The sequence below is a fragment of the Sphingomonas montana genome (genome assembly GCF_001956315.1).
Classification (GTDB): domain Bacteria; phylum Pseudomonadota; class Alphaproteobacteria; order Sphingomonadales; family Sphingomonadaceae; genus Sphingomonas_R; species Sphingomonas_R montana.
Genome location: NZ_KV887143.1, coordinates 244,442 through 257,417 on the forward strand (window position 1 = coordinate 244,442; position 12,976 = coordinate 257,417).

Consider the following 12,976-nt stretch of genomic DNA (forward strand, 5'->3'; position numbering starts at 1 on the left):
AGAAGCGCTGTGTCCACGCCACGGCCTGCCCCGGGGTACGCTTAGGGGCTGGTTTTGATTCGGCCGTGCGGGGGTAGGGTCAGGCGTCGCGGATCAGGGCCAGGACCGGGTCGAGCAGGGCGGGGTCGCCCACGGCGATGACGTGGCCGTCGCTGGCGGCATCGAGCGGATTGCCAGACCAGTCGCGCATGACGCCGCCGGCCCCCTCCACCACCGGCACAAGCGCGGCGAAGTCGTAGAGTTGCAGGCCCTGTTCCACGATCACGTCGCCGTGGCCGGAAGCGAGCAGCGCGTAATTATAGCAGTCGCCGCCAAGTGCGGTATCGCGGACGGCGGTCCGGACGCGGTCGAACGCCGCGCCGCCCGGGCCATCGAACAACCAGGGCGAGGTGGTGGCCAGCAAGGCGCGGCCGATCGCCGGGCAGCCGCGGGTCGTGACGGCGACGTCGTTGAGCGTCGTCGGGCGACCGTTTGCGCCGACCCAGCGTTCGCCCGAGATCGGCTGGTCGATCACGCCCAGGACGGGGCGGCCCTGTTCCAGGAGCGCGATCAGCGTGCCGAAGATCGGCCGCCCGGCGATGAAGGCGCGGGTTCCGTCGATCGGATCGAGCACCCAGACGCGGTCGGCATGCTCGCGGATCCTGCCATATTCCTCCCCGATGATCCCGTCGTCGGGCGCATGGACGGCGAGGAGCGCGCGGATGGCGCGTTCGGCGGCCTGATCGGCCTGCGTCACCGGCGACGCGTCGGCCTTCATCTCAATATCGAACCGCGCGCGGAAGAAGGGGCGGATCGCGGCGCCGGCGGCATCGGCGAGCAGATGGGCGAGGCGGATGTCGGCGTCTGTCATGGCCGCCGTCATCGCGATATCGACCCGATTGCGCAACCACAGGCTACCCGTCGCACCGCAGCGGGAAGCATGATATCGACCCGGCCGACAATGTCCGGGGGACCGCCATGCCGAGCAGAGTGCCGAGCGAACCAGACAGGCCCGAAGACGGTGCCGGACCCGCGACCGACGAGGTCGGTCGGTTGTATCAGGAAGTGCGGGCGTTGCGCGCCCAGATCGCGGCGCGCGACGCCGATGCCGGCGATCGGCCGGCCACGACGCGCACGCTGGTCGGCATCGCGGCGGGGGGCGTGATGCTGGCCGTCGTGATATTGGCGACCGGCGTGCTGACCGACGGCATGCCGATGCCCCGCTGGAACGCGCTGGCCGGGCTGGTCGGGTCGCGCACCGCGGCGGGAATCGTGGAGCGGATCTTCACGGTGTATTGAGGCTGGCGGGTCCGTTCCGTGGATGCGGGATGACGTTGGGGTGGGGCTGCGCCAAACGGGGTTTGGATGGATGACCCGGAGGTCTCTCCTGGCTCGGGCATATCCGAGCGACACGTTTGTTCGCTCGGTAGCCTGGATGAAGGCGGGGCGTCGTCCGGTGGGGTGTCGTCACCCGGCATCGGGCGGCGTGATCATGGATCCTGACGTCCGTCAGGATGACGTAGGAAACGGGGCGGGACTTCGGTCGGGACGGCGCGGTATCCGGTCCAGCGGTCGTTGCCTCAGTCGAACAGCGAGGAGACCGAGCTTTCGTCGGCGATGCGCTTGATCGCTTCGCCCAGCAGGGGGGCGATGGTGAGGAGGCGGATCTTGTTCGCGCCCGCCACCGCATCCGGCGGCATGATCGAATCGGTGATGACCAGTTCGCTGAGCGTCGATCCTTCGACCCGCGCCACAGCGCCGCCGGACAGGACGCCGTGGCTGACATAGGCGACGACATCCTCCGCACCCGCGGCGCGCAGGGCGGCGGCGGCGTTACACAGCGTGCCGGCCGAATCGACGATATCGTCGACCAGGATGCAGAAGCGGCCGGCGACGTCGCCGATGATGTTCATGACCTCACTCTCGCCCGGCCGTTCACGGCGCTTGTCGACGATGGCGAGCGGCGCGTTGTCGAGCCGTTTCGACAGTGCCCGCGCGCGCACCACGCCGCCGACGTCGGGCGACACGACCATCAGGTTGCGACCGGAAAAGCGCGCTTTGATGTCGGCGGACATGACGGGGGCGGCGTAGAGATTGTCGGTCGGGATATCGAAGAAGCCCTGGATCTGCCCGGCGTGCAGATCGACCGACAGGACACGGTCCGCGCCCGCCACGGTGATCAGGTTGGCGACCAGCTTCGCCGAGATCGGCGTGCGCGGACCGGGTTTGCGATCCTGCCGGGCATAGCCGAAATAGGGGACGACCGCGGTGATGCGCCGTGCCGACGAGCGTTTGAGCGCGTCGATGCAGATCAGCAGTTCCATGAGGTTGTCGTTGGCGGGAAAACCGGTCGACTGGATCACGAACACATCCTCTCCGCGGACATTCTCGTGGATTTCGACAAACACTTCCTCGTCGGCGAAGCGCCGGACGCTGGCCCGCGTCAGTTCGAGGTCGAGATAGCCGGCGATCGCCGTGGCGAGCCCGATATTGGCATTGCCCGTCAGCAGTTTCATCGAACCGGTCCCCGTCGTTATGCGGCGTGCCATAACCGCGGGTGCGCGAAACTGCGAGCCTTGTTACACATTAGCGGCAGATTGCACGGGCGGCGACCAACCGGAACGCCGGCCGCATTGCCCCGACCCGCCGGTGACCCTAGGTACGCGGCATGGCCGACACCCGCATCATCATCCTTGCCCAGTTGCCGCAGACGGTGGGCGACCTGCGCGGCAATGCCGACCATATGCTGGCGGTGCGCGCGGCCCACCCCCACGCCGACCTGATCCTGTTTCCCGAACTGCAGCTGATCGGATATCCGCCGGAGGACCTGGTGCTGAAACCCGCGGTGCAGGCGCGGGCGGCCACGGAACTGGAACGGATGGCGCAGGCGACCGCGGACGGCGGGCCGGCGATGCTGGTGGGCACGATCCGGGTGCGCGACGGGTTGCTCCATAATGTCCTGGCGGTGCTGGACGGCGGGCAGGTGGTAGCGGTGCGCGAGAAGCATGAACTGCCCAATTACGGGACGTTCGACGAGAAGCGCGTGTTCGCGCCCGGCCCGTTGCCGGAGCCGGTCGATATACGTGGCATGCGGATCGGCCTGCCGGTGTGCGAGGACATCTGGTTCCCCACGGTGTGCGGGCATCTGGCGGCGGCAGGCGCGGAAATGCTGATCGCGCCGCATGGCAGCCCGTTCGAGGTGGAGAAGGACGATCTGCGCCGCGACGGGATCGCTGCGGTGCGGGTGTGCGAGACGGGTTTGCCGCTGGTGTTCCTGAACCGCGTCGGCGGGCAGGACGAACTGGTGTTCGACGGTGCGTCGTTCGTGCTGAACGGCGACGGTCGCGTGGCGCACCAGTTGCCCGAATGGGACGCGGCGGTGGTCGAGACGGTGTGGGACCGCGCCGTGCCGAGTCAGGGCGCGCGCGCCGGCTGGACGTGCCGGCCGGGCGTGATCCATGCGCAGGACCCGAGCCCGGTCGATGCCTATCATGCGATGGTCGTGGGGCTGCGCGACTATGTCGAGGCGAACCGTTTTCCGGGCGTGGTCCTCGGCCTGTCGGGCGGGATCGACAGCGCGTTGTCGGCGGCGGTCGCGGTGGATGCGCTGGGGCCGGAGCGGGTGTGGTGCGTGATGATGCCGTCGCGCTTTACGGGCGAGGAAAGCCTGTCGGATGCGGCGGAATGTGCGCGGATGCTGGGGTGTCGGCTCGATACGATCCCGATCGCCGCGGCGATGACGGCCTTCGACGGGATGCTGGCGGGTGTGTTCGACGGGCGGGTGCCGGACCTGGCGGAGGAGAATATCCAGTCGCGGATCCGCGGACTGACGCTGATGGCGATCAGCAACAAGTATGGGCCGATGCTGCTGACCACCGGCAACAAGAGCGAGATGTCGGTCGGCTATGCGACGATCTACGGCGACATGGCGGGCGGCTATTCGGTGCTGAAGGATGCGTACAAGACGCTGGTATTCGCGCTGTCGCGCTGGCGGAATGCGAACGCCCCGCGCTTCGGCCTGGGGCCGCGCGGGCCGGTGATGCCGGACAGCGTGATCGAAAAGCCGCCGTCGGCCGAGCTGCGCGAGGACCAGAAGGACAGCGATTCGCTGCCGCCCTACGAAGTGCTCGACCCGATCCTGCACGGACTGGTGGAGGAGGAATTGTCGGTGGGCGAGGTCGTGGCGCGCGGGTTCGACCGCGAGACGGTCGTGCGGATCGAGCGGCTGTTGTACGTCGCCGAATATAAACGGCGGCAGGCCCCGCCGGGGGTGAAGCTGGGCCGGCGGAACTTCGGTCGCGACCGGCGCTATCCGATCACCAACGCGTTTCGTTCGGCATGAGCGCGGTGACCGGACAGGTCGTCACGCGGTTCGCGCCGTCGCCTACGGGTACGCTGCACGTCGGCAATATCCGCACCGCGTTGCTGAACCAGCTGTTCGCGCTGCGCCATGGCGGGCGGTTCCTGCTGCGGATGGACGATACCGATGCGGAACGATCCACCGCGGACTTCGCGGAGTCGATCGTCCGCGACCTGGACTGGCTGGGCCTGCGGGCGGAGAGCATGGTGCGGCAGTCGGACCGCGACGCGCTGTACGAGGCGGCGTTCGAGCGGCTGCGGGCGGCGGGCCGCGTCTACCCGGCCTATGAGACCGCGCAGGAACTGGACCTGAAGCGCAAGATACTTGCGTCGCGGCGGTTGCCGCCGGTGTATGACCGGGCGGCGCTTGCGCTGACCGACGAGGACCGGGCGCTGCTGGAGGCGGACGGTGTGCGGCCGCATTGGCGGTTCCGGCTGGACCATGGCACGCCGATCGCGTGGGACGACATGGTGCGCGGGCCGCAGGCGTTGAATCCGGCGCTGCTGTCCGATCCGGTGATTCGACGGGCGGACGGCAGCTGGCTCTACATGATGCCGTCCGCGGTAGACGATATCGCGATGGGCGTGACACATGTCGTGCGCGGCGAGGACCATGTCACCAATACCGGCATGCAGGTGCAGATCTTCGCGGCGCTGGGGGCGGTGGCGCCGGCGTTCGCGCATGTCGCCCTGCTGACCGGGGACGAGGGGAAGCTGTCCAAGCGGCTGGGGTCGCTCGGCTGCGATGCGTTTCGCGAGGCGGGGATCGAGCCGGCGGCAGTGGCGGCGTTGCTGGCGCGGATCGGGACCAGTTTGCCGGTCGAGCCGGTTGCCGATGCCGCGGTGCTGGCCGAGACGCTCGATTTCGCGAAGTTCGGGCGGGCGCCTGCGCGGTTCGATTTCGACGAGCTGGCCGCGATGAACGCGCGGATCGTCCACCAGATGCCGTTCGCGGCGGTGGCGGACCGGTTGCCGGCGGGGATGACGGCGGTTGCCTGGGACGCGGTGCGCGGCAATCTGACGACGGTTGCCGGTGCGGTGGCGTGGTGGACGGTGATCGCGGGTGAAATCGCGGTGGTGGCCGAAGGGGATCGTGGGTTCCTGGCGACGGCTGCTGAGACGGCCGAAGGGATCGATTGGGGCGCGGACCCGTGGCATGCGCTGACCGCGGCGTTGAAGGCGGCGACGGGGGTCAAGGGGCGGGCGCTGTTCCATCCGCTGCGGCTGGCGCTGACGGGGCAGGATTCGGGGCCGGATATGGCGGCGTTGTTGCCGCTGATCGGGCGCGAGCGGGCAGTGGCGCGGTTGCGCGCGGCGGCGGCGGCGGGGGCTTAGGTCGAGTTTCGTCATCCCGGACTTGATCCGGGATCCAGAGCCACAGAGGCTGTGTCTGGCGTCCCTGGATCCCGGATCAAGTCCGGGATGACGTTGCTTTTGGAGGAATGGGAGTCCTTCTCGTCATAGTGGCGCGGCCGATGCGATGCGCCTATATTGAGCACATGGCAGTCTTCCCTCGTCCCAGTTCGCCGCGCCGCGTGATTGCGGACCTGAAAGCGTTCATTACGACCGGTGACCGCGATCATCGGACGCCGATCGCGATCCTCTCGATCCTGATGCCGGTCCTGATCGTGGCGGGGTTTTTGCACGATAGTTATATGGAGCGGCCCGAGCCGGAGATGACGTTCATCCCGAGCTGGTCCGCCGACCGGAGCGATGCCGAGATCATCGCGCAGCAGAAGGTGGACGAGGCAGCGCGCGTGGCGCGGGTGGCGGAACGCCAGCGCCAGTTCAAGAAGGTCGAACGCCAGTTGGGGATGTGAGCCCCGTCATGGTGGATGACGCGCGCTGGATGGCGGCGGCCGTCGCGATCGGCGAGCGCGGGCGGGGCCGGACCGCGCCCAATCCGGCGGTGGGATGCCTCATCGTGCGTGACGGCCAAGTGATCGGGCGCGGCTGGACGCAGCCGGGCGGGCGGCCGCATGCCGAGGCGGTGGCATTGGAACAGGCCGGCGACGTTACGGGCGCAACGCTGTTCGTCACGCTGGAACCCTGCGCGCATGACAGCGTCCGCGGGCCGGCTTGTGCCGACCTGCTGATCGCAGCACGGCCGGCGCGCGTGGTGGTGGCGCTGGTCGATCCGGACCCGCGCACCGCCGGGCGTGGGATCGCACGGCTGCGGGACGCCGGGATCCGCGTCGATGTCGGGTGCGGGGCGGCGGGTGCGGCGGCGTCGATGGCGGGATTCCTGCTGCGGCAGCGGGCGGGGCGGCCGCATGTCACGCTGAAACTGGCGACGTCGCTGGACGGGCGGATCGCGATGGCGGACGGGCGCAGCCGCTGGATCACCGGCGACCGGGCGAGGCGGCATGCGCATCTGGAGCGGGCGCGGTGCGACCTGATCGTCGCGGGCGCGGGCACGGTGCGGATCGATGCGCCGCGGCTGGACGTGCGAATCGGCGGGCTGACCGACCGGTCGCCGCGGCGTGGCGTGCTGACCCGCGGTCAGGCGCCGGCCGGGTGGGAACGGATCGCGGCGCCGGAGGCGGTGGCGGGCTTGGCGGGGATCGACACCGTGCTGGTGGAGGGCGGGGCGGGGGCGGCGGCGGCGTTCGTGCGTGCCGGGCTGGTCGATCGGTTGCTGCTGTACCGTGCGCCGATCCTGGTCGGGGCCGGTCTGGCGGCGCTGGGCGATATCGGGCTGGACGCGCTGCATGAGGCCCATGGGCGGTGGCGGCTGGTGGATGCCCGGATGCTTGGCAGCGACCGGCTCGAAGTCTACGACCGCGTCACGGATTGAGGAATAAGCATGTTCACCGGCATCATCACGGACATCGGCACGATCAGCGCGGTCGAGGCGCGGGGCGACAGGCGGCTGCGCATCACGTGTGGCTATGACATGGGGGGGGTCGACCTGGGTGCGTCGATCGCCTGCGCGGGCGTCTGCCTGACCGTCGTGGACAAGGGCGCGGACTGGTTCGCGGTGGACCTGTCGGCCGAAAGCGTGTCGCGGACCGCGCCGGTGTGGAACGAGGGGCAGGCGCTGAACCTAGAACGCGCGCTGAAGGTCGGCGACGAGCTGGGCGGGCATATCGTGACGGGCCATGTCGACGGGGTCGGCACGATCCTGTCAAAGGTGCCGGAGGGCGATTCGCATCGTTACGAGATCCTGCTGCCGGTCGCGATCGCGCCCTATGTGGCGGGCAAGGGATCGGTCACGATCGATGGCGTGTCACTGACCATCAACAGCGTGGAGGACCGCGCGGACGGGCCGGTGATCGGGTTGAACATCATCCCGCACACCGGATCGGTCACGACGCTGGGCCGGCTGGAGGCGGACGACAAGGTGCATGTCGAGATCGACGTGCTGGCGCGTTATCTGGGGCGGATGGAAGCGTTGCGGAACCTGGCCGCAGGGTGAGGGGTCACGCGTATCGGGCGTAGTTGCCGGCGTGCTGTTGGCTTCTCGGCTTCGCTCGAAGGGGTCCCTCGACTGCGCTCGGGATTGGCGGGTTGTAATTCATAGCGCGTAGAGATCTGGTGTTCGGGCCGCGCGGTAATTCAAAGGACAAGTGACGATGGCCCATATCCTGATCGTGGAAGCGCGGTTCTACGACGAACTGAACGACAATCTGGTGGCGGGCGCACAGGCCGCGATCGAGGCGGCGGGCCATACGCATGAGACGGTGACGGTGCCGGGCGCGCTGGAGGTGCCGGGGGCGATCGCGCTGGCGGCGGAAAGCGACCGCTACAACGCGTTCGTCGCGCTGGGCGTTATCATCCGCGGCGAGACCTATCATTTCGAGGTCGTATCGAACGAGAGCGCGCGCGGGTTGATGGACCTGACCCTGGCGGGGGTCGCGATCGGCAATGGGATCCTGACCGTCGAGGACGAGCAGCAGGCCTGGGTGCGCGCCCGGCCGGCGGACAAGGACAAGGGCGGCGAGGCGGCCAAGGCGGCGCTGGCGATGCTGGCGTTGCGGACGCGCTTTTCGGACTGAGGTCCTCTGTCCCGCTTCATTCAAAGGAGAGCGCACATGAAATCCATCGGCTTCATGCTAGGGCTGGTCGCCGCCGCCACCGGCGCGACGGCGGCGGCGCCCGTGCGGCGCGCGGTGCCGATCACGGTCGGCGTCAACAACGAGCGGTTCACCCCCGCGCGGATCATGTTGCGGCGGGGGGTGTCCTATGTGCTGACCATCCGCAACCGATCGGACCGGCGGCATAATTTTTCGGCACCGGAGTTTTTTCGCCTCGCCCGCGTGGCCCCGCGCGACGCAGTGCTGGTTCGCAACGACCGGGTAGATGTGAAGGCGGGGCGGAGCGCCACGGTGCATTTCCGCGCACCCGACACGCCCAATGCGGTCTATCGGTTCCGCAGCACCAACCTGCGCGATGCCGCCACGAACATGAGGGGCGAGATACTGGTGCGGTAACGGACTGCAGCCCTGTCTCCTCGGTGAGGCAGGGCTGCAGTTCCGAGTCGATCAGGCGTCAGCGGTTTCCAGCGCCGGGTAGTCGATATAGCCCTCGGGACCCTGGCTGTACCAGGTTTTGGCATCGTCCTTCGCCAGCGGGGCGCCGGTGCGGAGGCGAGCGACGAGATCGGGGTTGCCGATGAACGGGCGGCCGAAGCTGATCGCGTCCGCAATGCCGGTGTCGAGTTCGGCCTGCGCCTTGCCGACCGAGTCATAGTCCGAATTGACGATCAGCGGACCCTTGAACACCTTGCGGATTTCCGGCGACAGCTTCGGCACGTCGGTGTTGCCGAACGTGCCGTCGGGGCCGGGTTCGCGCAGTTCGAGGAAGCCGATGCCGAGATCGGACAGCATCTGGGCGGCCGGCAGGAACAGCGCGGTCGGGTTGCTGTCGTCGACGCCCTGCGAATCGCCGTTGGGGGACAGGCGGACGCTGGTGCGGCCGGCACCGGCGACCGAGATGACCCGCTCGGTCACTTCGCGGAGCAGGCGGATGCGGTTTTCGACGCTGCCGCCGTACGTGTCGTCACGAAAGTTGGCGTTGTCGCGCAGGAACTGGTCGATCAGATAGCCGTTCGCGGCGTGGATCTGGACCCCGTCGAACCCGGCGGCCAGCGCGTTGCGCGTCGCCAGTTCATAGTCGTTCAGCAGGCGGGGGATCTCGTCGAGTTCGAGCGGGCGCGCAACCTCGAAATCCTGCTTGCCTTCATAGGTGTGCGCTTGGCCGGCGGTCGCGGTGGCGGAGGACGACACGGGCTGCGTCTTGATGACCGAGCTGTGGACCTGGCGGCCCATGTGCCAGAGCTGCATCACGATGCGGCCGCCGGCGGCGTGGACGGAGTCGGTGACGGACTTCCATGCGGCGACCTGTTCGTCGTTCCAGATGCCGGGCGCGTAGGGCCAGCCTAGCCCTTCCTGGCTGATGCCGGTCGCTTCGGTGATAATCAGACCGGCAGTCGCACGCTGCGTATAATAGTCGACCATCATGTCGACGGGGACATGATCGCGCGTGGAACGGCCGCGGGTGAGCGGGGCCATAACGATTCGGTTGGGGGCGGCAATATCGCCCAGCTGGATCGGGTCGAACAGGGTGGGCATGGGGACGGGTCCTTCATATCGTTCGTATCGGAGCGGGAGATAGGGCGGCGTCGGCGGTTTCGGCAGGTCCGGCATCCGCGAGAAAAGCTTTCCCGGCCAAAAGAAGTGCGGACGTGGACGATAGGACCGCTTGGTGTCGGCGGGCCGCGGGCGTATGTTCGGGGCATGACAGACAGCATCGCCTTCCCCGTCCCCACCGCAGGTCCGGTTGCCGACGACGCGCCGGCCCCCGTCGCGCCCCAGGACATGACGCTGGACGAATTGCGCGTCGCGCTGGCACCGATCCTGCCGATGCATGCGGCGTTCGACGGATGGGGGGAGGCGGCGCTGGGCCAGGCGGCGGCCGAACTGGACGTGCCGGCGGATCGCGCGCGGCTGGCGTTTCCGGGCGGGGCGGTCGACATGATCGATGCCTGGTTCGCTTGCGTTGACGACGAGATGGCGATCCGCGCACCGGCGCCGATGTTGCGCGCACGGAAGATCCGCGACCGGATCACCCGGCTGGTAGCGGCCCGGCTGGACACGATCGAGATGCATCGCGAGGCGTTGCGCCGCGCGCTGGCCATCCTGGCGATGCCGCAGAATGCGGGTCGCGCCGCACGGCTGGGCTGGCGCGCGGCGGACCGGATGTGGCGGCTGGCCGGCGATACGGCGGTCGACCTGGCTTTTTATACCAAGCGGCTGACGCTGGCCGGGGTCTATGCCGCGACGCTGCTGGTGTTCATGGACGACCAGAGCGACAATTTCGTCGACACGCGCGCGTTCCTCGACCGGCGGATCGCGGGAGTGATGCGGTTCGAGAAACTGAAGGCGCAGCTGAAGCCCGATCCGGACCGGATGTTCAGCCCGGTGCGGTTCCTGGGCCGGTTGCGCTACCCCGCATCGTGATCCGATCGGGGCTGGCTTTCGCGCCGGAGTAATGATAATCATTCGCAAGCAATATTGTGAATGGACGTCATGCGCCTGAACGAACTGCCCCCGCACGAAGCCGCGCTGATCCGCGTGATCGACTGGACCGCGTTGAAGGCGGGCGAGGCCCGGCGGATGCGCGAGCTGGGATTTGACGAGGGCGTGCGCGTCGAAACGCTGCACCGCGGGCCGGTGGGGATGGACCCGATCGCCTGCCGCGTCGGCCGCATGACGATTGCACTGCGGCGCAAGACGGCCGCCGCCGTGTCGGTCGAGCCGTTTCCGATGGCGGCGGAGTGAATTCGACACCGCTGGTCGCCCTCGTCGGAAACCCCAATGCCGGCAAGAGCGCGCTGTTCAACGCGCTGACCGGAGCCCGCCAGAAGGTTGGCAACTATCCCGGCGTGACCGTGGAGCGAAAATCCGGGCGAATGGCGTTGCCCGATGGTCGCCCGATCGAACTGGTCGACCTGCCCGGCACGTACAGCCTGGACCCGGCCAGCCCTGACGAGCAGGTGACGCGCGACGTGGTGGTCGGGCGGCAGGAGGGCGAGAAGTTGCCGTCCGCGCTGGTGGTCGTGCTAGACGCGACGAACCTCGACAATCATCTGCGCTTCGCGTTGCAGCTGATCGCGCTCGGCCTGCCGGTGGTGATCGCGCTCAACATGATGGACATGGCACGGCGCGACGGGCTGACGATCGACGTCGACGCGCTGTCGAAGGCGCTGGGCGTGCCGGTGGTCGAGACGGTCGCGGTGCGGCGGCTGGGGATGGACGAACTCAAGACCGCGCTGGCCACCGTGGTCGGCGACGGGACGCGGACGGTGCGCGCAGGTGCGCCGCCGGAACATGACATCGTCACGCTGCAACGCCGCGCCCGCGCGATTGCGGTGGCGGCGACGCGGGAGGAGAGCCTGGCGCGTGCCTGGACGCACCGGCTGGACGCGGTGGCGCTGCATCCGGTCAGCGGGCCGATCGTGCTGGCGGTGATCCTGTTCGTGATGTTCCAGGCGGTGTTCGCCTGGTCCGAGGCGCCGATCGGCTGGATCGAGGCCGGGTTCGTGGCGGCGCAGGATGCGGTCGGCGCGGTGCTGCCGACGGGTATCCTGCGGTCTCTGCTGGTCGACGGGGTGATCGCGGGCGTGGGGTCCGTACTGGTGTTCCTGCCGCAGATCCTGATCCTGTTCCTGTTCATCCTGCTGCTGGAGGCGTCGGGGTACATGGTGCGCGCCGCGTTCCTGATGGACCGGTTGATGGCGGGCGTCGGGCTGTCGGGACGGGCGTTCATCCCGCTGCTGTCGTCGTTCGCCTGCGCGATTCCGGGCATCATGGCGACGCGGACGATCGACGATCCGAAGGACCGGCTGACGACGATCCTGATCGCGCCGCTGATGACCTGTTCGGCGCGGCTGCCGGTCTATGCCGTCATCATCGGGGCGTTCATTCCGGCGCGCGACGTGGGGCTGGGCGTCGGGTTGCAGGGGCTGGTGCTGTTCGGGCTGTACGTGACCGGGATCGTGTCGGCGATGATCGCGGCGTTCGTCATCCGCCGGACGATTGCGAAGGGCGAGAGCGCGGGCTTCATGATGGAGATGCCGCGCTACCAGATGCCGGTGATCCGCGACGTGGCGATCGGGCTGATGCAGCGTGCGTGGATCTTCCTGCACCGCGCGGGCACGCTGATCCTGCTGGCGACCGTCCTACTCTGGGCACTGCTGAGCTTTCCGCAATCGCCGACCGGGCGCGATCAGGTGCGCTATTCCGCCGCCGGGCGGATCGCGAGCGGGCTGGAGACGATCGTTCGCCCGATCGGGTTCAACCACGAGATCGCGCTGGCGATCATCCCGGCAATGGCGGCGCGCGAGGTGGCGGTGTCGGCGCTGGCGACCGTCTATGCGATCGAGGGCGGGGACGAGGTGCAGACCGAGCGGTCGCTGGTCGGGCGGTTGCGCGGTCGCTGGTCGCTGCCGACCGCGCTGGCGTTCCTGATGTGGTTCGTGTTCGCGCCGCAGTGCCTGTCGACGATCGCGGTGATCCGGCGGGAGACCAATGGTTGGAAGTGGCCGCTTTTCAGCTTGGCCTATCTGTTCGGGCTGGCCTATCTGGCGGCAGGATTCACGTTCTGGGCGGCAACGGCGCTCGGACTATAGGAGCGG

At 68.5% G+C, this 12,976-nt stretch carries 14 protein-coding genes; 11 read left to right on the forward strand and 3 right to left on the reverse strand.

The window, feature by feature from the left end; all coding sequences use genetic code 11:
- Window positions 1-79 precede the first annotated feature (79 nt).
- On the reverse strand, window positions 80-850 hold the full coding sequence (gene hisN, locus BKY59_RS04620) for a histidinol-phosphatase (protein ID WP_240499955.1): 771 nt from the start codon (window positions 848-850) through the stop codon (window positions 80-82).
- A 119-nt stretch (window positions 851-969) separates the two neighbouring features.
- Between hisN and BKY59_RS04625 the strand changes: the two genes are divergently transcribed.
- Window positions 970-1,278, forward strand: coding sequence for a Rossmann-fold NAD(P)-binding domain-containing protein (locus BKY59_RS04625; protein ID WP_129586193.1), 309 nt, complete (start codon window positions 970-972; stop codon window positions 1,276-1,278).
- A gap of 281 nt (window positions 1,279-1,559) precedes the next feature.
- Here BKY59_RS04625 and BKY59_RS04630 read toward each other — a convergent pair whose 3' ends face one another.
- A complete protein-coding gene (locus BKY59_RS04630; protein ID WP_076069016.1) occupies window positions 1,560-2,495 on the reverse strand; it encodes a ribose-phosphate pyrophosphokinase in 936 nt (311 codons plus the stop codon).
- A gap of 152 nt (window positions 2,496-2,647) precedes the next feature.
- Here BKY59_RS04630 and BKY59_RS04635 point away from each other — a divergent pair, with 152 nt between their 5' ends.
- From BKY59_RS04635 to BKY59_RS04665, 7 genes are all read left to right on the forward strand, one after another.
- Window positions 2,648-4,321, forward strand: coding sequence for an NAD+ synthase (locus BKY59_RS04635; protein ID WP_076068908.1), 1,674 nt, complete (start codon window positions 2,648-2,650; stop codon window positions 4,319-4,321).
- Window positions 4,318-5,673 (forward strand): glutamate--tRNA ligase, encoded by a 1,356-nt coding sequence (locus BKY59_RS04640; protein ID WP_076068909.1) that lies wholly within the window; start codon window positions 4,318-4,320, stop codon window positions 5,671-5,673. Before BKY59_RS04635 ends, BKY59_RS04640 begins: the two co-directional genes overlap by 4 nt.
- 164 nt (window positions 5,674-5,837) lie before the next feature.
- Window positions 5,838-6,158, forward strand: a complete 321-nt coding sequence (locus BKY59_RS18005) for a hypothetical protein (protein WP_076068910.1) — start codon at window positions 5,838-5,840, stop codon at window positions 6,156-6,158.
- Between the two features lie 8 nt (window positions 6,159-6,166).
- Window positions 6,167-7,135 (forward strand): bifunctional diaminohydroxyphosphoribosylaminopyrimidine deaminase/5-amino-6-(5-phosphoribosylamino)uracil reductase RibD, encoded by a 969-nt coding sequence (gene ribD, locus BKY59_RS04650; protein ID WP_276205481.1) that lies wholly within the window; start codon window positions 6,167-6,169, stop codon window positions 7,133-7,135.
- A 9-nt stretch (window positions 7,136-7,144) separates the two neighbouring features.
- A complete protein-coding gene (locus BKY59_RS04655) occupies window positions 7,145-7,756 on the forward strand; it encodes a riboflavin synthase (protein WP_076068911.1) in 612 nt (203 codons plus the stop codon).
- 157 nt (window positions 7,757-7,913) lie between these two features.
- Window positions 7,914-8,336, forward strand: coding sequence for a 6,7-dimethyl-8-ribityllumazine synthase (gene ribH, locus BKY59_RS04660; RefSeq protein WP_076069020.1), 423 nt, complete (start codon window positions 7,914-7,916; stop codon window positions 8,334-8,336).
- 36 nt (window positions 8,337-8,372) lie between these two features.
- A complete protein-coding gene (locus tag BKY59_RS04665) occupies window positions 8,373-8,771 on the forward strand; it encodes a cupredoxin domain-containing protein (RefSeq protein WP_076068912.1) in 399 nt (132 codons plus the stop codon).
- Window positions 8,772-8,822: 51 nt separating this feature from the next.
- Here BKY59_RS04665 and BKY59_RS04670 read toward each other — a convergent pair whose 3' ends face one another.
- Window positions 8,823-9,911 (reverse strand): alkene reductase, encoded by a 1,089-nt coding sequence (locus BKY59_RS04670; RefSeq protein WP_076069022.1) that lies wholly within the window; start codon window positions 9,909-9,911, stop codon window positions 8,823-8,825.
- A gap of 291 nt (window positions 9,912-10,202) precedes the next feature.
- Here BKY59_RS04670 and BKY59_RS04675 point away from each other — a divergent pair, with 291 nt between their 5' ends.
- The 3 genes from BKY59_RS04675 (at window position 10,203) to feoB (ending at window position 12,970) form a co-directional block, all read left to right on the forward strand.
- Window positions 10,203-10,799, forward strand: coding sequence for a COQ9 family protein (locus tag BKY59_RS04675; RefSeq protein ID WP_420822073.1), 597 nt, complete (start codon window positions 10,203-10,205; stop codon window positions 10,797-10,799).
- Window positions 10,800-10,868: 69 nt separating this feature from the next.
- Window positions 10,869-11,120 carry a FeoA family protein gene (locus tag BKY59_RS04680; protein ID WP_129586202.1) on the forward strand — a complete coding sequence of 84 codons (252 nt, stop codon included), beginning with the start codon at window positions 10,869-10,871 and terminating at the stop codon, window positions 11,118-11,120.
- Entirely contained in the window at window positions 11,117-12,970 is a 1,854-nt protein-coding gene (gene feoB / locus BKY59_RS04685) for a ferrous iron transporter B (RefSeq protein WP_076068914.1), read from the forward strand. The genes BKY59_RS04680 and feoB overlap by 4 nt, the downstream gene beginning before the upstream one ends.
- The last annotated feature ends 6 nt before the right edge of the window (window positions 12,971-12,976 follow it).